This is a genomic window from uncultured Polaribacter sp. (assembly GCF_947497695.1).
GTDB lineage: Bacteria > Bacteroidota > Bacteroidia > Flavobacteriales > Flavobacteriaceae > Polaribacter.
The window spans coordinates 127,924-147,285 of sequence record NZ_CANMHM010000005.1; the positions used below are offsets into that span (position 1 = coordinate 127,924).

Sequence of the window (19,362 nt, forward strand, 5' to 3'; positions counted from 1 at the left end):
GATGAGTCAAAAAATTAGAATAAAATTAAAGTCTTACGATTACAATTTAGTAGATAAATCTGCTGAAAAAATAGTTAAGACGGTAAAAAGTACTGGTGCTGTTGTAAACGGACCAATACCTTTACCAACACATAAAAAGATTTTTACTGTGTTACGTTCTCCACACGTAAACAAAAAATCTAGAGAGCAATTTCAATTATCTGCTTACAAAAGATTGTTAGACATCTATAGTTCTTCTTCAAAAACTATTGATGCTTTAATGAAACTTGAGTTACCTAGTGGTGTTGAAGTGGAAATTAAGGTTTAATAAAACCTGAATTGAACATTCCTGCGAAAGCAGGAATCTCTAATAAAACTTAAAGTAAAATATTAACTTTCGGTTTAATTTTGTTAAACCGAAAGTTTTTTATACTTTTGCAACCCGAATTAGAGTAGGGTAATGCTTTTTTTGATATTTATTCAATTAAAGTAACATGTCCAGAGCGTTTCGCGAAGGAAAAACGGAAAAAACAAAATCAGCGTTGAATTTGTTTTACGCTGTTTTTTTTGAAAGAAACTTAAAGGGTAATAAAGAAACAATAGTTTCAAACAAACAATTATGAATAGACGCGCTGGATAAATATCTATCGTCTAAAAATTTAACAAATGTCTGGGTTAATAGGAAGAAAGATTGGAATGACCAGCTTATTCGATGAGAACGGGAAGAATATTCCTTGTACTGTAATCGAAGCAGGTCCTTGCGTTGTCACTCAGGTCAGAACCGAAGAGGTTGACGGCTACAGTGCGTTGCAGCTTGGTTTCGATGACAAAAAAGCGAAGAGTTCTAACAAAGCGTTAGATGGTCACTTTAAAAAGGCTGGCTCTACAGCTAAGAAAAAAGTCGTTGAATTTCAAGGATTTGAAGAAGAGTATAAATTAGGAGATTCTATCTCTGTAGACCACTTTGAAGAAGGTGAGTTTGTAGATGTGTCAGGTGTTTCTAAAGGTAAAGGTTTTCAGGGTGTTGTAAAACGTCATGGATTTGCTGGTGTTGGTCAAGCAACACATGGTCAACATAACCGTTTAAGAGCCCCTGGGTCAATTGGTGCTGCATCTTATCCTGCAAGAGTATTCAAAGGAATGCGAATGGGAGGTCGAATGGGTGGAGATAAAGTGAAAGTTCAAAACTTAAAAGTATTAAAAGTAGTTGCTGAAAAGAACTTACTTGTTGTTAAAGGGGCGGTTCCTGGACATAAAAATGCTTTTGTAACTATTCAGAAATAATGAAAGTAGCAGTTTTAGATATTACAGGAAAAGATACAGGTAGAAAGGTTGAGCTTTCTAAAGATGTATTTGGTATAGAGCCTAATGATCATGCAATTTATTTAGATGTTAAGCAATACTTGGCGAATCAAAGACAAGGAACGCATAAAGCTAAAGAAAGAGCAGAAATTTCTGGTTCTACAAGAAAGATAAAAAAACAAAAAGGTACTGGTACTGCAAGAGCAGGTTCTATCAAATCTGGTGTTTTTAGAGGTGGAGGTCGTATGTTCGGTCCAAGACCAAGAAGTTATTCTTTTAAATTGAATAAAAACTTAAAGCGTTTAGCACGTAAGTCAGCTTTAAGTATTCAAGCAAACGATAAGAATTTAGTAGTAATTGAAGATTTTAACTTTGATACACCAAAGACAAAAAACTTTGTAGATGTACTAAAAGCATTAGAATTAGATACTAAAAAATCTTTGTTTGTTTTAAGTAATGAAAATGCAAATGTGTATTTATCATCACGTAACTTAAAGAAATCTAAAGTAGTTAAAGCTTCAGAAATTAATACTTATGGTGTTTTAAATGCTAATAAAGTTGTGATAACTGAAGGGTCTTTAGAAGGTATTAATACAAACTTAAGCAAATAGGGATATGAGTATTTTAATAAAACCTATTATCACAGAAAAAGCAACTAATGATAGCGAATTGTATAATCGTTTTACATTTGTTGTAGATAAGAAAGCTAACAAATTAGAAATTAAAGGAGCTGTTGAGGCTGCTTATGGAGTTTCTATCTTAAGCGTTAAAACTTTAAACTATCCAATTCAAAGAAATACAAAGTTTACTAAAAAAGGTTTAGTAACTGGTATTAAGAGTGGGTACAAAAAGGCAATCGTTCAAGTAGCAGAAGGGGAAAGCATTGATTTTTATAACAATCTTTAAGAAAAGACAAAAATGTCAGTTAGAAAATTAAAACCAATAACACCAGGTCAGCGTTTTAGAGTTGTAAATGGGTTCGACACCATAACAACTGATAAGCCGGAGAAAAGTTTACTTGCTCCGAAAAAAAGATCTGGAGGTCGAAACAGTCAGGGTAGAATGACAACACGTAATATAGGTGGTGGTCATAAACAAAGGTATCGTATTATCGATTTTAAGAAAGATAAAAGTGGTATTCCTGCAACAGTTAAAACTATAGAGTATGATCCAAATCGTACTGCATTTATTGCTTTGCTTAGTTATGCTGATGGTGAGAAGCGTTATGTAATAGCACAAAACGGTTTAACAGTGGGTCAAAAAATTGTATCAGGTAGTGGTGTAGCTCCAGAAATTGGAAATGCAATGCCATTAAGTGAGATTCCTTTAGGAACTACAATTTCATGTATAGAATTACGTCCTGGACAAGGAGCTGTTATGGCTCGTTCTGCTGGTTCTTTTGCACAATTAATGGCAAGAGATGGTAAGTACGCAACTGTAAAGTTACCTTCTGGTGAAACAAGATTAATCTTGTTAACATGTACAGCAACAATCGGTGTTGTATCTAATTCAGATCATCAATTATTAGTATCTGGTAAAGCAGGTAGAAGAAGATGGTTAGGTAGAAGACCAAGAGTTAATGCAGTAAGAATGAATCCTGTAGATCACCCAATGGGTGGTGGTGAAGGACGTGCTTCTGGAGGTCATCCAAGATCTAGAAATGGTATTCCTGCTAAAGGATTCAAAACGAGATCTAAGACTAAGGCTAGTAATAAGTACATCATAGAACGTAGAAAGAAATAATAAGTTATGGCAAGATCATTAAAAAAAGGACCTTACGTTCACTATAAATTAGAGAAAAAAGTGTTGGCTAATGTAGAGGCTGGTAACAAAACTGTAATCAAAACTTGGTCTAGAGCAAGTATGATTACTCCAGATTTTGTAGGACAAACGATTGCTGTTCATAACGGACGTCAGTTTGTACCAGTTTATGTTACAGAAAACATGGTAGGGCATAAGTTAGGCGAATTTTCACCAACTCGTTCTTTTAGAGGACACGCTGGTGCAAAAAATAAAGGAAAAAAATAGTAGGATATGGGAGTTCGTAAAAAAAACATGGCAGATCAGTTAAAAGCAGACAGAAAGCAACGTGCTTTCGCGAAGCTTACTAACTGTCCTACATCACCAAGAAAAATGCGTTTAGTTGCAGATCAAGTAAGAGGCGTAGAAGTTGAAAAAGCTTTACAAATCTTAAAGTTTAGTCCTAAAGAAGCATCTATCAATTTAGAGAAGTTGTTATTGTCTGCAATTGCAAACTGGCAAGCTAAAAATGAAGATGCATCTATAGAAGAAGCAGGCTTATTTGTAAAATCTATTTGTGTAGATAGCGCAGGAATGTTAAAAAGATTAAGACCAGCTCCACAAGGGCGTGCTCATAGAATTCGTAAGCGTTCTAATCACGTTACATTAGAGTTAGGTGCTAAAAATTTAAGTAATTAATCAAAGTAGAAATGGGACAAAAAACAAATCCAATAGGAAATCGTTTAGGAATCATCAGAGGTTGGGAATCTAACTGGTATGGTGGTAATGACTACGGAGATAAATTAGCGGAAGATTTTAAAATAAGACAGTATGTAAATGCTAGATTATTTAAAGCTAGTGTTTCTAGAGTAATTATAGAGCGTACGCTTAAACTTGTTACAGTTACAATTACAACTGCAAGACCAGGTATCATTATAGGTAAAGGTGGTACTGAAGTAGATAAGTTAAAGGAAGAGCTTAAAAAAATTACAGGTAAAGAAGTTCAAATTAATATTTTTGAAATTAAACGTCCAGAATTAGATGCAAAATTAGTTGCAGTTAGTGTGGCTCGTCAAATTGAAAATAGAATTTCATACAAGAGAGCTACTAAAATGGCTATACAAGCCACAATGCGTATGAATGCTGAAGGGATAAAAATCCAAATTTCAGGTCGTTTAAACGGAGCTGAAATGGCACGTTCAGAGCATTATAAAGAAGGAAGGATTCCACTTTCAACATTTAGAGCTGATATTGATTATGCACTTGTAGAAGCTCATACTCAATATGGAAGACTAGGTGTTAAAGTATGGATTATGAAGGGTGAGGTATATGGAAAGAGAGAATTATCTCCATTAGTTGGTTTGTCTAAAAAACAAGGCGGTAACAAAGGTGGAAATGATAGAAAACGACCACAACCTCGAAGAAGAAAATAATTTTTAAAACTAGAAATTAAAAATGTTACAGCCAAAAAGAGTAAAATACCGTAAGGTACAGAAGGCGAAAGGAAATATGACTGGTATTTCTGGAAGAGGAAATCAACTTTCTAATGGAATGTTTGGTATTAAATCTTTAGACCAGAACTTATTAACTTCACGTCAAATAGAAGCAGCTCGTATCGCGGCAACTCGTCATATGAAAAGGGAAGGTCAATTATGGATTAAAGTTTTTCCAGATAAGCCTATCACAAAGAAACCCTTAGAAGTACGTATGGGTAAGGGAAAAGGAGCACCAGATCATTTTGTTGCAGTTATTAAACCAGGTAGAATTTTGTTTGAAATTGGAGGTGTACCAATGAACGTTGCAAAAGAAGCCTTACGTTTAGCTGCTCAGAAACTTCCTGTAAAAACGAAGTTTGTAATCGCAAGAGATTTTGATATTAACGCATAATTCTAATTAAAATGAAACAATCAGAAGTAAAAGAATTGTCTGTAGCTGATCTTAGTGAGAAGCTTGGAGCGTTGCAAAAGAATTATACTGATCTTAAGATGGCACATGCAATAACTCCTTTGGAGAATCCATTGCAATTAAGAAGCTTAAGAAGAACTGTAGCAAGAATTGCAACAGAATTAACAAAAAGAGAATTACAATAATTCTATAGTCAGTTTTAAAGATGGAAAAAAGAAATCTTAGAAAAGAGAGAATTGGTGTTGTATCTAGTAGCAAAATGGAAAAATCTATTGTTGTTGCAGAAACTAAAAGAGTAAAACACCCAATGTATGGAAAGTTCGTTTTAAAAACGAAGAAATATGTTGCACACGACGAACAGAATGATTGCAACGAAGGAGATACTGTTAGGATCATGGAAACAAGACCTATGAGTAAATCTAAGCGTTGGAGATTAGTAGAAATCCTAGAAAGAGCTAAATAATATGTTACAGACAGAATCAAGATTAAAAGTAGCAGATAATACTGGAGCCAAAGAGGTTTTAGTGATTAGAGTTTTAGGAGGTACAAGAAAACGTTATGCAAGCATTGGTGACAAGATTGTTGTAGCGGTTAAATCTGCAACTCCTAACGGAACTGTAAAAAAGGGTCAAGTATCTAGAGCAGTTGTTGTGAGAACGAAAAAAGAAGTAAGACGTAAAGACGGATCATACATTAGATTTGATGATAACGCTTGTGTACTTTTAAATCCTACTGAGGAAATGAGAGGGACACGTGTTTTTGGTCCTGTTGCACGTGAACTTCGTGAGAAACAATTCATGAAAATAGTATCATTAGCACCTGAAGTGCTTTAAATCATTATATAAGATGAAGAAGTTCAAAATAAAAGCAGGAGATACTGTAAAAGTAATTACTGGTACTAGTAAAAATACTGAAGGTAAAGTAATACAAATCTTAAAGGATAAAGATAGAGTTTTGGTAGAAGGTGTAAACTTAATTTCTAAGCATACCAAACCAAGTGCTCAAAATCCTCAAGGTGGTATTGTAAAGAAAGAAGCTTCTATCCATATTTCTAATGTAATGTTAGTAGAAGATGGTGTTGCTGTAAGAGTAGGTTATAAAGTTGATGGAGATACGAAGACAAGAATCTCTAAAAAAACTAAAAAATAATAATAATCATGAGTTACGTACCAAGATTAAAAGCAGAATACAAAGAAAGAGTTGTAAAAGCTCTTACTGAAGAATTCAGTTATAAGAATGTAATGCAAGTACCAAAATTAACTAAAATAGTTGTTTCTAAAGGTGTTGGTGATGCAATTGCAGATAAGAAATTAATAGATTATGCTGTTGAAGAGTTGACTAAAATTACTGGTCAGAAAGCTATCTCTACAATGTCTAAAAAAGATATTGCTGCATTTAAATTACGTAAAGGAATGCCAATTGGCGTTAAAGTTACTTTACGTGGAGATAAAATGTATGAGTTCTTAGATAGATTAGTTACAGCTTCTTTACCACGTGTAAGAGACTTTAACGGTATAAAAGCTAATGGTTTTGATGGAAGAGGTAATTATAATTTAGGTATTACTGAACAAATCATCTACCCAGAGATTAATATTGACCAAGTGAAAAAAATTAACGGTATGGATATTACATTTGTAACATCTGCAGATACTGATAAAGAAGCAAAGTCATTATTAGGAGAATTAGGTTTACCATTCAAAAAAAATTAAGAAATGGCTAAAGAATCAATGAAAGCGCGTGAGCGTAAAAGAGCAGCGACAGTTGCAAAATATGCAGAAAAGAGAAAAGCTTTAAAGGAAGCTGGAGACTATGATGCTTTACAAAAATTACCTAAGAACGCTTCACCAATTAGAATGCATAATAGATGTAAATTAACTGGTCGTCCAAAAGGTTATATGAGACAATTTGGTATCTCACGTGTTACTTTTAGAGAAATGGCAAACCAAGGTTTGATACCAGGTGTTAAAAAAGCATCTTGGTAGAAATTTTAAATAAAGCTTAAATATAAAAATAGAATGTGTATCTTTGCACGCTCTATTTTTTTTGAGTATAAGAATTTTAACTGATTATAGGTTCATTTATCACAGAGAAATCTGTAGCATAAATAGAGATATTTGAAAACCGGAATCGCAATTTTATATAAATATGTATACAGATCCAATCGCGGATTTTCTTACTAGAGTAAGAAATGCAATCGCAGCAGGACACAGAGTAGTGGAAATTCCAGCTTCAAACTTGAAGAAGGAAATGACTAAAATTTTGTTTGATCAAGGGTATATTTTGAGTTATCAGTTTACTGACAATAAAGTTCAGGGAACAATTAAGATCGCTTTAAAATACCAAAGAGACACAAAAGAGTCAGTGATTAGAAAAATTCAACGTATCAGTACACCAGGTTTACGTAAATATGTTGGCTCTACAGAGATGCCAAGAGTATTAAACGGACTTGGAATTGCTATTGTTTCTACATCTAAAGGTGTAATGACAAACAAAAAAGCACGTCAAGAGAATGTTGGAGGAGAGGTTTTATGTTACGTTTATTAATCTAAGGAAATGAGTAGAATAGGAAAAAATCCCGTTAGCATTTCACAAGGTGTAGATGTAAACATAAAAGACAATGTAATTACAGTAAAAGGAAAGTTAGGAGAATTATCTCAAACTATTTCTGATGGAATTAGCATTAAAATCGAAGATGGTACTATTACTTTAGATAGGGCATCAGAAAGTAAAGACCATAAAGCACAACATGGTTTAATGAGAGCTTTAATCGCTAATATGATTGAAGGTGTAAGTAAAGGTTGGACTAAAGATTTAGAATTGGTTGGTGTAGGTTATAGAGCATCAAATCAAGGTCAAAAATTAGATTTAGCTTTAGGTTTCTCTCATAATATTGTTTTAGAATTAGCTCCAGAAGTTAAAATTGAAACAATATCTGAGAAAGGGAAAAACCCAATCATTAAATTATCTTCATTTGACAAACAACTTGTTGGTCAAATTGCTGCTAAGATTCGTTCTTTCAGAGCACCAGAACCTTATAAAGGAAAAGGTGTTAAGTTTGTTGGTGAAATATTAAGAAGAAAAGCAGGTAAATCTGCATAATACATAGCATTATGGCATTATCAAAGCTACAAAGAAGAGCTAGAATTAAGCGTAGAATTAGAAAAATTATTTCTGGTACTGCTACAAAACCAAGATTATCGGTTTATAGAAGTAACAAAGAAATTTACGCTCAATTGGTAGACGATGTAAATGGAGTTACAATAGCTTCAGTTTCATCTAGAAATAAAGAAATAAAAGCAGGTACTAAGACAGAAGCAGCAACAGCAGTTGGTAAATCAATCGCAGAAATTGCTACTAAAGCAGGAGTTGAAACAGTTGCTTTTGATAGAAACGGATATTTATATCACGGTAGAGTTAAAGTATTAGCAGACGCTGCAAGAGAAGCGGGTTTAAAATTTTAAGAAATTATGCAAGGATATAAAAACGTAGAAAGAGTAAAACCTAGTGGGTTAGAACTTGTAGATAGGTTAGTAGGTGTACAACGTGTTACTAAAGTAACAAAAGGTGGTAGAGCATTTGGTTTCTCTGCAATTGTTGTTGTAGGAGATGGAAATGGAGTAGTAGGTCATGGATTAGGAAAATCTAAAGATGTAGCTTCAGCAATTGCAAAAGCAATTGAGGATGCTAAGAAAAATTTAGTTAGAATTCCTATTTTAGATGCAACTTTACCTCATGAACAAAAAGGTAAATTTGGTGGGGCTAAAGTATTTTTGAAGCCTGCATCTCATGGTACTGGAGTTATTGCTGGTGGTGCTGTAAGGCACGTACTTGAGGCAGTTGGTATACATGATGTATTATCAAAATCTCAGGGATCATCAAATCCTCATAACGTTGTAAAAGCCGTTTTTGATGCATTATTACAATTACGTAGTGCAGCAGGTATTGCTAAACAAAGAGGAATTTCTTTAGAAAAAGTATTTAACGGATAAATCTAAGAACGATGGCAAGAATAAAAGTTACACAAGTAAAAAGTCAAATCGGGCGTCTTCAGAGTCAAAAAAGAACTTTAGAAGCATTAGGTTTACGTAAAATGAATCAAACTGTAGAGCATGAGGCAACTCCATCTATAGTTGGTATGGTAAATACAGTTAAACACTTAGTTTCTTTCGAAGAAATTAAATAAGACATATATAAAATGAGTTTACATAATTTAACACCGGCAGAAGGTTCCATTAAAAAAGGAAAAAGAATTGCAAGAGGTGAAGGATCTGGAAAGGGTGGTACCGCTACAAGAGGTCACAATGGACAGAAATCTCGTTCTGGTTATTCTAAAAAGATTGGTTTTGAAGGAGGGCAAATGCCTCTTCAAAGACGTGTGCCAAAATTTGGTTTCACAAATATTAATCGTATTGAATACCAAGGGATTAATTTAGATAATCTACAATCTTTAGTTGATAGTGGTAAAATAACAGATACAGTTACTTTAGACATCTTAATTGAGAATAGATTGGCAAGAAAAAATGACTTGATTAAGATATTAGGTCGTGGAGAATTAAAAGCCAAATTAAATATAACTGTACACAAGTTTACAGCAACAGCAAAAGCAGCTATTGAGGCAGCTGGAGGTGAAGTTGTTACTTTATAACATCCCGTAAAAGATGAATTTTATTAATAGATTAAAAGAAATTTTCAGTATTGAAGAGTTAAAGAATAAGATTCTTCTTACCATCGGTTTAATTGCTGTATATCGTTTTATGGCGGCTGTTCCATTACCTGGAGTAGACCCATTGCAATTAGCAGCATTAAAAGATAGTACCTCTGGAGGTCTTTTAGGTTTGTTGAATGCATTTACAGGGGGAGCATTTGCTAGAGCGTCAGTAATGGCACTTGGTATTATGCCTTATATTTCTGCTTCTATTGTAGTTCAGTTAATGGGAATTGCGGTTCCGTATTTACAGAAGTTACAAAAAGATGGAGAAAGTGGTAGAAAAAAAATTACACAAATAACAAGATGGTTAACAATTGGTATTACTTTGGTACAAGCACCAACGTATATCACAGCTATTAAAACTCAGTTTGGTTTAGGACCAGAAGCATTTTTAGTAAGCGGACCAACTTTTTGGATTTCATCAATTATCATCTTAACCGCAGGAACAATTTTTGCGATGTGGTTAGGTGAACGTATTACAGACAAAGGTGTTGGTAATGGTATTTCATTATTAATTACAGTAGGTATTATCGCTAACTTTCCAGCTGCATTTTTACAAGAATTTGTTGCGAAAACTACAAATGCAGGAGCAGGTGGTATTATGATGGTTTTAATTGAAATCATTGTTTGGTTTGTTGTAATTTTATTAACTGTATTATTAGTAACTGCTGTTCGTAAGATTGCTGTTCAATATGCAAGAAGAACTGTAGTTGGTAATATAGAAAACGTTGCAGGTTCAAGAGATTATATTCCTTTGAAATTAAATGCAGCAGGTGTAATGCCAATTATTTTTGCACAAGCTATTATGTTTTTACCAGTAGCTTTAGCTCAGAGGTTTCCTGCAATTGCCAGCCTACAAGATATGAATGGTCTAGGTTACAATGTTATTTTTGCTTTGTTAATTATCATCTTTAGTTATTTTTATACTGCAATTACAATTCCTACGAATAAAATGGCAGATGATTTAAAAAGAAGTGGTGGTTTTATACCAGGTATTAGACCAGGTAAAGATACTGCAGATAGGTTAGATAGTGTTTTATCTAGAATTACATTTCCAGGATCTTTATTTTTGGCTGCATTATCAATATTACCTGCCATTGCAGTTAAGTTTGGTATACAACAAAGTTGGGCAATGTTTTATGGTGGTACATCATTAATAATTATGGTAGGGGTTGCAATTGATACGTTGCAACAGATCAACTCTTATTTATTAAACCGTCATTATGATGGTTTAATGAAAGCAGGAAATAGCAATAGAAAATCTAATAAATAATATGGCTAAACAATCAGCAATTCAACAAGACGGAACAATTACAGAAGCATTATCAAATGCAATGTTTCGTGTAGAATTAGAAAACGGACATATTGTGACGGCTCACATTTCAGGTAAAATGCGTATGCATTATATTAAATTATTACCTGGAGATAAGGTAAAGTTAGAAATGAGTCCTTATGATTTATCAAAAGCAAGAATAACTTATAGATATTAATTAGCCGTTAGCATTTAGTCTTTAGCGTCCAGCTAATAACTAAAAGCCAATAGCCAACAGCAAAATAAAATGAAAGTTAGAGCATCAGTAAAAAAAAGAAGTGCCGACTGCAAAATAGTACGCAGAAAAGGTAGATTATATGTGATTAATAAACAAAATCCTAGATTTAAACAAAGACAAGGGTAATGGCAAGAATAGCAGGTATTGATATTCCAAAGAATAAAAGAGGCGTTATTGCTTTAACATACATCTTTGGTATAGGAAGCAGCAGAGCTCAAAAAGTTCTAGCAGAAGCAAAAGTAGATGAGAGCATTAAAGTTCAAGATTGGACAGATGATCAAATCGCAGCAATTAGAGAACAAGTAGGATCTTTTACAATTGAAGGAGAATTACGTTCTGAAGTACAGATAAACATCAAACGTTTGATGGATATTGGTTGTCAGAGAGGAATTCGTCATAGACTTGGTCTTCCTTTAAGAGGACAAAGAACTAAGAACAATTCTCGTACAAGAAAAGGTAAGAGAAAAACTGTAGCTAACAAGAAAAAATAAGTTAGAGATTAATCTAGTTATAAGTATTTAGTGTGCCGTATTTTTATAAAAGTACAATTTACTAAAGAGCGATAACTGAACATTAAAAATTATGGCAAAAGCAAGTTCAAAAAAACGTAAAGTAATAATTGAAGCTGTAGGAGAAGCACATGTAACTGCATCTTTTAACAACATCATTATATCTTTAACAAATAAAAAAGGTGACGTTATTTCTTGGTCATCTGCAGGTAAAATGGGTTTTAGAGGTTCTAAAAAGAATACTCCTTATGCAGCTCAATTAGCAGCAGAAGATTGTGCAAATGTTGCAAAAGAAGCTGGTTTACGTAAAGTAAAAGTGTATGTTAAAGGACCTGGAAATGGTAGAGAATCTGCTATTAGATCATTACATAATGCTGGTATAGAAGTAACAGAAATTATTGATGTTACACCAACACCTCACAATGGATGTCGTCCACCAAAGAGAAGAAGAGTATAATTAAATATTTTAACTTGATGGGATCAAGATTATCGAAGGAGAAAGCCTTAATTCATAATCCCTATCTATAACAACAAAAGAAATGGCAAGATATACAGGACCAAAAACTAAAATTGCTCGTAAGTTTGGTGAAGCAATTTTTGGAGAAGATAAAAACTTCGAAAAAAGAAATTTCCCTCCAGGACAGCATGGAAATGCAAGAAGAAGAGGAAAAAAATCTGAATATGCTACTCAATTAATGGAGAAGCAAAAAGCGAAATACATGTATGGTATTTTAGAGCGTCAGTTCAGTAATTTATTCAAGAAAGCTCAGGCTGCTGGAGGTATTACTGGTGAAGTTTTATTACAATTATGTGAATCTCGTTTAGACAACGTTGTTTACAGAATGGGTATTTCTAACTCTAGAAGTGGAGCAAGACAATTAGTTTCTCATAGACATATTACTGTTAATGGTGAAATTGTTAACATACCTTCTTATAGTTTAAAAGATGGAGATGTTGTTGCTGTAAGAGAGAAATCTAAATCTTTGGTAGCTATTGAAAGTGCATTACAATCTAACAATAATGTATGGGAATGGTTAACTTGGAATAATGATACAAAAACTGGAACTTTTGTAAAAGCTCCAGAAAGACTACAAATTCCAGAAAACATTAAAGAGCAGTTAATCGTAGAATTATATTCTAAGTAATAAATTAATCATATTGAAATTTAGCCAAAGGATTTATAAGATTTTCTTCACACTTATAATTCGCGCAACTAAATAACAATTAAAAAGAAGAAAAAATAATGGCAATTTTAAATTTTCAAAAGCCTGATAAAGTAATTATGATTGAATCTACTGATTTTAAAGGTAGATTTGAATTTAGACCTTTAGAACCAGGTTTTGGTTTAACGGTTGGTAATGCTTTAAGAAGAGTACTTTTATCATCTTTAGAAGGATTTGCAATTACTTCATTAAGAGTTGATGGAGTTGAGCACGAATTTTCTACTGTACCAGGTGTTGTAGAAGACGTTACAGAAATTATTTTAAACTTAAAACAAGTTCGTTTTAAGAAACAAATAGAAGAAACAGATAGAGAAACTGTTTCTATCTCTTTATCTGGTCAAGAGCAGTTTACTGCTGGAGATTTACAGAAATTTACTTCTGGTTTTCAAGTATTGAATCCAGATTTAGTAATCTGTAATATGGATAAATCTGTAAAGTTAAATGCAGAAATAACTATAGAAAAAGGTAGAGGATTTGTACCTGCAGAAGAGAATAAAAAGAATTCTGCACCAATAGGAACAATTTTTACAGATTCTATTTACACGCCAATAAAAAATGTTAAGTATGCAATTGAAAATTTTCGTGTAGAGCAAAAAACGGATTATGAAAAATTAGTTTTCGATATTGATACTGATGGTTCTATCAATCCTAAAGATGCTTTAACAGAAGCTGCAAAAATTTTAATCCACCACTTTATGTTATTCTCTGATGAGCGTATCACTTTAGAGGCAGATGAAATTGCACAAACAGAAACGTATGATGAAGAGTCATTACACATGCGTCAGTTATTAAAAACTAGATTAATCGATATGGATTTATCTGTAAGAGCTTTAAATTGTTTAAAGGCTGCAGAAGTAGATACTTTAGGAGATTTAGTTTCTTTTAACAAAAGCGATTTAATGAAGTTTAGAAACTTTGGTAAAAAATCATTAACAGAACTAGAAGAATTAGTGATTGTTAAAGGCTTAAGTTTTGGAATGGATTTAGTAAAATACAAATTAGATAAAGATTAACTTTTCATATTTTGCTCCTCATAATGAGTAGATGCAAGATGAAATTAAATAACAATTATAATGAGACACGGTAAGAAGCACAATCATTTAGGAAGAACAACTTCGCACAGAAAAGCGATGTTAGCAAATATGTCTTGTTCTTTAATAGAACACAAGCGTATTAATACAACTGTGGCTAAAGCAAAAGCATTAAGAGTTTTTGTTGAGCCATTAATTACAAAGTCTAAAAGTGATACTACTCACAACAGACGTGTTGTATTTTCTCACTTACGTGATAAATATGCAGTTACAGAATTATTTAAAGAAATTTCTGTAAAAATTGGTGATAGACCAGGAGGTTACCTTCGTATCATTAAATTAGGAAATCGTCAAGGAGATAATGCTCCTATGGCAATGGTAGAGTTGGTTGATTACAACGAAATCTACAATCCTAATGGTAAAAAAGCAAAGAAAACTACACGTAGAGGAAGAAGTAAAAAAGCTGAATCTGCACAAGTAGAAGGAACTGCATCAGAAGAAAAAACTGAAGAATAAAAAATGAAAATTTTTTAAATTTTATTAAAGGGATAAGCGTTTACGTTTATCCCTTTTTTTATATTTTTGCACTAAGAAAAATAATTAGGATCAATGAAATATCAAACACGAAACAAAGCATTAGTTTTATTAGCAGATGGAACAATTTTCTACGGTAAATCCGTTGGAATTGAAGGTACATCTACAGGAGAAATCTGTTTTAATACAGGTATGACTGGTTACCAAGAAATATTTACGGATCCATCTTATTTTGGTCAGTTAATGGTTGCAACAAATGCTCATATTGGTAATTATGGCGTTAATGATAATGAAGTAGAGTCTGATGGAATTAAAATATCAGGTTTAATCTGTAGAAACTTTAGCTTTACTCATTCTAGAGTAGATTCTGATGGGAATTTAAAAGATTGGTTTACTAAACATAATTTGGTAGCTATCTCTGATGTTGACACTAGAGCATTGGTTTCTTATATTAGAGATAATGGAGCAATGAATGCCATTATTTCTACAGATGTAGATAATATCGAAGCATTAAAAAAACAATTGGCGGCAGTACCAAGTATGAAAGGTTTAGAATTAGCATCTAAAGTCTCTACTAAAACTCCATATTTAGTTGGTGATGAAAATGCTGAAATAAAAATTTCTGCCTTAGATATAGGTATTAAAAAGAATATAATAAGAAATTTAGTTAAAAGAGGTGCTTGTGTAAAGGTATTTCCTTACAATTCTAAATTTGAAGATTTAGCAGCTTTTAATCCTGATGGATATTTTATATCTAATGGACCTGGAGATCCAGAACCTTTAGTAGAAGCCCAAGAAGTTGCAAAAGAAATTATTAAAAGAGATTTACCATTGTTTGGTATTTGTTTAGGACACCAAGTAATTGCTCTAGCAAATGGAATCTCTACTTACAAAATGCACAATGGGCACAGAGGTATCAATCATCCTGTTAAAAACCTTTTAACAGGTAAAGGAGAAATTACTTCACAAAACCATGGTTTTGCAATTAATAGAGAAGAAACAGAAGCAAATAATAATGTAGAAATTACTCATGTTCATTTAAATGATCATACTGTTGCAGGTATCCGTGTAAAAGATAAAAATACTTTTTCTGTACAATATCATCCAGAAGCGAGTCCTGGGCCTCATGATGCTGAGTATTTATTTGACCAATTTATAGAAAATATAAAGGCATCAAAACTAATAATTAAATAAATAAGATTGTTAAAGTAACTAGAAAACGTTTTCGTAAGTTACTATTATAAATCAAATTAAAAGCTGCTATAATTTGTAAATTAGCAGTATAAATAAAAGTATAAATTAATTAAATTACAATAATATGAGTATTATAATCAGCGTTCATGCACGTCAAATTTTTGATTCAAGAGGTAACCCAACAGTAGAAGTAGATGTAACTACAGAAAACGGTGTTTTAGGTAGAGCAGCAGTTCCTTCTGGAGCTTCTACAGGAGAACATGAGGCAGTAGAATTACGTGATGGAGGTAAAGATTACATGGGTAAAGGTGTATTAAAAGCTGTTAGTAATGTAAACAATATCATTGCTGAAGAGTTATTAGGAACATCTGTTTTTGAACAAAATGCAATCGATCAATTAATGATTGATTTAGATGGTACTCCAAATAAATCTAAATTAGGAGCTAACGCAATTTTAGGTGTTTCATTAGCAGCAGCAAAAGCAGCAGCAAATGAGTTAGGCATGCCTTTATATAGATATGTTGGTGGTGTTTCTGCAAATACTTTACCATTACCAATGATGAACATTATTAATGGTGGTTCTCATTCTGATGCACCTATTGCATTTCAAGAATTTATGATTATGCCAGTAAAGGCAGAAACTTTTACAGAAGCGATGAAAATGGGTTCTGAAATTTTTCATAACTTAAAGAAAGTTTTACACGATAGAAACTTATCTACAGCTGTTGGAGATGAAGGAGGTTTTGCACCAAATTTAGCAGGAGGAACAGAAGATGCTCTAGAAACAATTGCCTTAGCAGTTAAAAATGCAGGATATGTTTTTGGAGAAGAAATTAAAATTGCATTAGATTGTGCAGCAGCAGAATTTTATGTTGATGGTAAATACGACTATTCTAAATTTGAAGGTGAAACTGGGAAAATTAGAACGAGTAAAGAACAAGCAGATTATTTAGCTGAATTAGCTGGTAAATACCCTATCATATCTATTGAAGATGGAATGGACGAAAACGATTGGGATGGTTGGAAGTATTTAACCGAAAAAATTGGAGATACAGTTCAATTAGTTGGGGATGATTTATTTGTAACGAATGTAGAGCGTTTATCTAGAGGAATTGAAAACGGAATCGCAAATTCTATTTTAATTAAAGTAAACCAAATTGGTAGTTTAACAGAAACTATTGCAGCTGTAAATATGGCTAAAAATGCAGGTTTTACTTCAGTGATGTCTCACAGATCTGGTGAAACAGAAGACAATACAATTGCAGATTTAGCAGTTGCATTAAATTGTGGACAAATTAAAACAGGTTCTGCTTCTCGTTCTGATAGAATGGCAAAATACAATCAATTATTACGTATTGAAGAAGAATTAGGAGAAGTTGCATACTTTCCCAAAGAAAAAGCTTTTAATATATAGTTATTATTCGCACAATATTTTAGCCTCATAAGAAATTATGAGGCTTTTTTTTGTTGAATTCGCATTTATATTAATGTTCTCTTAAAATATTTAAATACTATAAGAACTATCGTTTTAAATTATTTGAAATTTGCTATCTTCGTGAAATCTTAAAAACACGATAAAACGTCAATAAATGTCAGATATAGCTAAGTTACAGATTGGGGACAATTCTTATGAATTTCCTCTTGTAAAAGGAACAGAAAATGAAGTTGCAATTAATATTAAAACCTTAAGAGGAGCAACAAATGGAGTAATAACGATAGATCCAGGTTATAAAAATACAGGTTCTTGTGAGAGTGCAATTACTTTTTTAGATGGTGAAAAAGGAATTTTACGTTATAGAGGTTATTCAATTGAAGAATTAGCAGAAAAAGGTGATTTCTTAGAAGTATCTTATGCCTTAATATTTGGAGATTTACCAACGAAAGAACAATTAGCTAAATTTCATTCAGATATTAAAGAACATTCTTTGGTTGATGACGATGTTAGAAAAATATTGGAAGCTTTTCCAAAAACAGCTCATCCAATGGGTGTTCTGTCTTCATTAACAAGTGCTTTAACTGCATTTAATCCTTCTTCTGTAAACATTGAGTCTAGAGAGGATATGTATCTTGCTATTGTTAGAATTTTAGGGAAATTTCCTGTTTTAGTAGGTTGGACAATGCGTAAGAAAAAAGGTTTACACCTAAATTATGGTCAAAAATCTTTAGGGTATGTAGAGAACATTATGTATTTAATGTTTAAGCAACCAAATGAAGAATTTGTAATAAACCCAATAATAAAAAATGCACTTGATAAATTATTAATTTTACATGCAGATCATGAGCAAAATTGTTCTACATCTACTGTTAGAATTGTAGGTTCTTCTCATGCAGGTTTATTTGCTTCTCTTTCTGCTGGAATTTCTGCACTTTGGGGACCATTACATGGTGGAGCAAACCAAGCCGTTTTAGAAATGTTAGAAGCAATTAAAGAAGATGGAGGAGATACCAAAAAATACATGGCAAAGGCTAAAGATAAAAATGATCCTTTCCGTTTAATGGGCTTTGGTCATAGAGTTTATAAAAACTTTGATCCTAGAGCTACCATTATCAAAAAAGCAGCAGATGATCTTTTAAATACTTTAGGCGTTAATGATCCTATTTTAGAAATTGCAAGAGGGTTAGAACAAGAGGCTTTAAATGATCCTTATTTTGTTGATAGAAAATTATACCCAAATGTAGATTTTTATTCAGGAATTATTTATAGAGCTATGGGTATTCCTGTAGAAATGTTTACAGTAATGTTTGCATTAGGTCGTTTACCTGGTTGGATAGCACAGTGGAAAGAAATGAGGTTAAACAAAGAGCCTATAGGTAGACCTCGTCAGATTTATACAGGAGAAAACTTAAGATCTTTTGTAGAAATTGAAAAAAGATAAATTTTATTTCATTTACAAAAAAAGCTTCATATTTTTATGAAGCTTTTTTGTTTTTGTGAAATAATTAATTTTAAATACGATATTTATCTATTTAAATACCAGTAGACTATTTTAACTCAGCCGCTTTAATATCATTAAGATACTCTTGGAAACGTTTTCCATAAACAGATTTTTTAACTTTTTCTGTTAATGAATTATTCACAGTATCTAACATTTTTAAGCTTGCATCATACATTTCCGTAAGTGCTAAATAAGGAGCTACTTCTAAATTTGAGTTTTTAATTGCAAAATTTGTAGTAAATAAAACCCTCCTTTTAGCCAAACTTTTATATTCGTTTTCTAATTGAGTAACCAATGCCTGGTTGTTTTCTCTTTTTGCATCAAAATCTTTTTTTATAAAATCTAAACGTTGCCCTTGAAACTTTTTTTCAACAATATTATATTCATCTAATACTTCTTGATTTTTAGATCCTGTAATTTTGGGGTTAAAGCCAAATTCTTCTAATTTATCATGAATAGTAATAGTACCTTTTTCTCCAAAAAATAAAATACTATTGGTTTTTGTATTTCCATCTAAAGTTAAAAAATATAAAACAGGTGAGGTAACATTATCAGTTAACGAAAAAGTTTCTTGGCCTAATATTTTTACAGAATCTACAGATATTAAAAGTGTATCTTTCATTTTCTGTAGGTATAAAGTTCCTTTTTTTAAACCTTTGATATTTCCCTGAACAATCATATTCCCTTCTTTTTCTGAAGAACATGAAATTATTAAAATTGATAAGGCTAAAAGAGTAATAATTTTATTCAT

33 protein-coding genes are annotated in these 19,362 nt (G+C 32.3%); 32 read left to right on the forward strand and 1 reads right to left on the reverse strand.

The window, feature by feature from the left end:
* The first annotated feature begins 1 nt into the window (after position 1).
* The 32 genes from rpsJ to Q0731_RS07805 all read left to right on the forward strand — a co-directional run bounded on the left by rpsJ (position 2) and on the right by Q0731_RS07805 (position 18,551).
* Positions 2 to 307: a 30S ribosomal protein S10 gene (gene rpsJ, locus Q0731_RS07650; protein ID WP_075342599.1), complete on the forward strand. Its 306-nt coding sequence runs from the start codon at positions 2 to 4 to the stop codon at positions 305 to 307.
* Between the two features lie 338 nt (positions 308 to 645).
* Positions 646 to 1,263 carry a 50S ribosomal protein L3 gene (gene rplC / locus Q0731_RS07655; protein WP_299062165.1) on the forward strand — a complete coding sequence of 206 codons (618 nt, stop codon included), beginning with the start codon at positions 646 to 648 and terminating at the stop codon, positions 1,261 to 1,263.
* Entirely contained in the window at positions 1,263 to 1,892 is a 630-nt protein-coding gene (gene rplD / locus Q0731_RS07660) for a 50S ribosomal protein L4 (RefSeq protein ID WP_299062168.1), read from the forward strand. Before rplC ends, rplD begins: the two co-directional genes overlap by 1 nt.
* Before the next feature lie 4 nt (positions 1,893 to 1,896).
* Positions 1,897 to 2,187, forward strand: coding sequence for a 50S ribosomal protein L23 (gene rplW / locus Q0731_RS07665; protein WP_299062173.1), 291 nt, complete (start codon positions 1,897 to 1,899; stop codon positions 2,185 to 2,187).
* 12 nt (positions 2,188 to 2,199) lie between these two features.
* Positions 2,200 to 3,024 carry a 50S ribosomal protein L2 gene (rplB, locus tag Q0731_RS07670; protein WP_299062175.1) on the forward strand — a complete coding sequence of 275 codons (825 nt, stop codon included), beginning with the start codon at positions 2,200 to 2,202 and terminating at the stop codon, positions 3,022 to 3,024.
* Positions 3,025 to 3,030: 6 nt separating this feature from the next.
* Entirely contained in the window at positions 3,031 to 3,309 is a 279-nt protein-coding gene (gene rpsS / locus Q0731_RS07675; RefSeq protein WP_015482224.1) for a 30S ribosomal protein S19, read from the forward strand.
* A 6-nt stretch (positions 3,310 to 3,315) separates the two neighbouring features.
* Positions 3,316 to 3,720 carry a 50S ribosomal protein L22 gene (gene rplV / locus Q0731_RS07680; RefSeq protein ID WP_299062178.1) on the forward strand — a complete coding sequence of 135 codons (405 nt, stop codon included), beginning with the start codon at positions 3,316 to 3,318 and terminating at the stop codon, positions 3,718 to 3,720.
* Positions 3,721 to 3,731: 11 nt separating this feature from the next.
* Positions 3,732 to 4,454 carry a 30S ribosomal protein S3 gene (gene rpsC / locus Q0731_RS07685; RefSeq protein ID WP_299062181.1) on the forward strand — a complete coding sequence of 241 codons (723 nt, stop codon included), beginning with the start codon at positions 3,732 to 3,734 and terminating at the stop codon, positions 4,452 to 4,454.
* Positions 4,455 to 4,476: 22 nt separating this feature from the next.
* Positions 4,477 to 4,908 (forward strand): 50S ribosomal protein L16, encoded by a 432-nt coding sequence (rplP, locus tag Q0731_RS07690; protein WP_299062184.1) that lies wholly within the window; start codon positions 4,477 to 4,479, stop codon positions 4,906 to 4,908.
* A gap of 11 nt (positions 4,909 to 4,919) precedes the next feature.
* Positions 4,920 to 5,111, forward strand: coding sequence for a 50S ribosomal protein L29 (gene rpmC / locus Q0731_RS07695; RefSeq protein WP_299062187.1), 192 nt, complete (start codon positions 4,920 to 4,922; stop codon positions 5,109 to 5,111).
* A 20-nt stretch (positions 5,112 to 5,131) separates the two neighbouring features.
* The gene (rpsQ, locus tag Q0731_RS07700; RefSeq protein WP_299062192.1) at positions 5,132 to 5,389 is read left to right on the forward strand and encodes a 30S ribosomal protein S17; all 258 of its coding nucleotides are present in this window, start codon (positions 5,132 to 5,134) and stop codon (positions 5,387 to 5,389) included.
* Position 5,390: 1 nt separating this feature from the next.
* Positions 5,391 to 5,759: a 50S ribosomal protein L14 gene (gene rplN, locus Q0731_RS07705; RefSeq protein ID WP_068451523.1), complete on the forward strand. Its 369-nt coding sequence runs from the start codon at positions 5,391 to 5,393 to the stop codon at positions 5,757 to 5,759.
* Positions 5,760 to 5,772: 13 nt separating this feature from the next.
* A complete protein-coding gene (gene rplX, locus Q0731_RS07710; RefSeq protein WP_299062198.1) occupies positions 5,773 to 6,075 on the forward strand; it encodes a 50S ribosomal protein L24 in 303 nt (100 codons plus the stop codon).
* Between the two features lie 8 nt (positions 6,076 to 6,083).
* Entirely contained in the window at positions 6,084 to 6,635 is a 552-nt protein-coding gene (rplE, locus tag Q0731_RS07715) for a 50S ribosomal protein L5 (RefSeq protein WP_299062200.1), read from the forward strand.
* Positions 6,636 to 6,638: 3 nt separating this feature from the next.
* Positions 6,639 to 6,908, forward strand: coding sequence for a 30S ribosomal protein S14 (gene rpsN / locus Q0731_RS07720; protein ID WP_299062202.1), 270 nt, complete (start codon positions 6,639 to 6,641; stop codon positions 6,906 to 6,908).
* 163 nt (positions 6,909 to 7,071) lie between these two features.
* The gene (rpsH, locus tag Q0731_RS07725; RefSeq protein ID WP_299062204.1) at positions 7,072 to 7,470 is read left to right on the forward strand and encodes a 30S ribosomal protein S8; all 399 of its coding nucleotides are present in this window, start codon (positions 7,072 to 7,074) and stop codon (positions 7,468 to 7,470) included.
* Positions 7,471 to 7,479: 9 nt separating this feature from the next.
* Positions 7,480 to 8,025: a 50S ribosomal protein L6 gene (rplF, locus tag Q0731_RS07730; RefSeq protein WP_299062206.1), complete on the forward strand. Its 546-nt coding sequence runs from the start codon at positions 7,480 to 7,482 to the stop codon at positions 8,023 to 8,025.
* Positions 8,026 to 8,036: 11 nt separating this feature from the next.
* Complete coding sequence (gene rplR / locus Q0731_RS07735) at positions 8,037 to 8,387, forward strand: 50S ribosomal protein L18 (RefSeq protein ID WP_299062207.1); 351 nt, start codon at positions 8,037 to 8,039, stop codon at positions 8,385 to 8,387.
* Positions 8,388 to 8,390: 3 nt separating this feature from the next.
* Positions 8,391 to 8,915, forward strand: a complete 525-nt coding sequence (gene rpsE, locus Q0731_RS07740; protein ID WP_299062362.1) for a 30S ribosomal protein S5 — start codon at positions 8,391 to 8,393, stop codon at positions 8,913 to 8,915.
* Positions 8,916 to 8,926: 11 nt separating this feature from the next.
* Positions 8,927 to 9,109, forward strand: a complete 183-nt coding sequence (gene rpmD / locus Q0731_RS07745) for a 50S ribosomal protein L30 (protein ID WP_036783629.1) — start codon at positions 8,927 to 8,929, stop codon at positions 9,107 to 9,109.
* A gap of 12 nt (positions 9,110 to 9,121) precedes the next feature.
* Positions 9,122 to 9,571, forward strand: coding sequence for a 50S ribosomal protein L15 (gene rplO, locus Q0731_RS07750; protein WP_299062209.1), 450 nt, complete (start codon positions 9,122 to 9,124; stop codon positions 9,569 to 9,571).
* Between the two features lie 13 nt (positions 9,572 to 9,584).
* Positions 9,585 to 10,907, forward strand: coding sequence for a preprotein translocase subunit SecY (secY, locus tag Q0731_RS07755; protein ID WP_299062211.1), 1,323 nt, complete (start codon positions 9,585 to 9,587; stop codon positions 10,905 to 10,907).
* A gap of 1 nt (position 10,908) precedes the next feature.
* Entirely contained in the window at positions 10,909 to 11,124 is a 216-nt protein-coding gene (gene infA, locus Q0731_RS07760; RefSeq protein WP_004568721.1) for a translation initiation factor IF-1, read from the forward strand.
* Between the two features lie 69 nt (positions 11,125 to 11,193).
* Entirely contained in the window at positions 11,194 to 11,310 is a 117-nt protein-coding gene (gene ykgO, locus Q0731_RS07765; protein WP_004568720.1) for a type B 50S ribosomal protein L36, read from the forward strand.
* On the forward strand, positions 11,310 to 11,675 hold the full coding sequence (rpsM, locus tag Q0731_RS07770; protein WP_165732607.1) for a 30S ribosomal protein S13: 366 nt from the start codon (positions 11,310 to 11,312) through the stop codon (positions 11,673 to 11,675). The genes ykgO and rpsM overlap by 1 nt, the downstream gene beginning before the upstream one ends.
* A 91-nt stretch (positions 11,676 to 11,766) precedes the next feature.
* Positions 11,767 to 12,150: a 30S ribosomal protein S11 gene (gene rpsK, locus Q0731_RS07775; protein ID WP_299062217.1), complete on the forward strand. Its 384-nt coding sequence runs from the start codon at positions 11,767 to 11,769 to the stop codon at positions 12,148 to 12,150.
* Positions 12,151 to 12,232: 82 nt separating this feature from the next.
* On the forward strand, positions 12,233 to 12,838 hold the full coding sequence (rpsD, locus tag Q0731_RS07780; protein WP_299062219.1) for a 30S ribosomal protein S4: 606 nt from the start codon (positions 12,233 to 12,235) through the stop codon (positions 12,836 to 12,838).
* A 98-nt stretch (positions 12,839 to 12,936) separates the two neighbouring features.
* On the forward strand, positions 12,937 to 13,929 hold the full coding sequence (locus Q0731_RS07785; protein WP_299062222.1) for a DNA-directed RNA polymerase subunit alpha: 993 nt from the start codon (positions 12,937 to 12,939) through the stop codon (positions 13,927 to 13,929).
* A gap of 60 nt (positions 13,930 to 13,989) precedes the next feature.
* Positions 13,990 to 14,463 (forward strand): 50S ribosomal protein L17, encoded by a 474-nt coding sequence (rplQ, locus tag Q0731_RS07790; protein WP_299062224.1) that lies wholly within the window; start codon positions 13,990 to 13,992, stop codon positions 14,461 to 14,463.
* 93 nt (positions 14,464 to 14,556) lie between these two features.
* A complete protein-coding gene (gene carA / locus Q0731_RS07795; protein ID WP_299062227.1) occupies positions 14,557 to 15,675 on the forward strand; it encodes a glutamine-hydrolyzing carbamoyl-phosphate synthase small subunit in 1,119 nt (372 codons plus the stop codon).
* A gap of 124 nt (positions 15,676 to 15,799) precedes the next feature.
* Positions 15,800 to 17,089: a phosphopyruvate hydratase gene (eno, locus tag Q0731_RS07800; protein ID WP_299062231.1), complete on the forward strand. Its 1,290-nt coding sequence runs from the start codon at positions 15,800 to 15,802 to the stop codon at positions 17,087 to 17,089.
* 175 nt (positions 17,090 to 17,264) lie between these two features.
* Positions 17,265 to 18,551, forward strand: a complete 1,287-nt coding sequence (locus Q0731_RS07805; protein ID WP_299062234.1) for a citrate synthase — start codon at positions 17,265 to 17,267, stop codon at positions 18,549 to 18,551.
* A gap of 106 nt (positions 18,552 to 18,657) precedes the next feature.
* Here Q0731_RS07805 and Q0731_RS07810 read toward each other — a convergent pair whose 3' ends face one another.
* Positions 18,658 to 19,362, reverse strand: a complete 705-nt coding sequence (locus tag Q0731_RS07810; RefSeq protein WP_299062236.1) for a DUF4369 domain-containing protein — start codon at positions 19,360 to 19,362, stop codon at positions 18,658 to 18,660.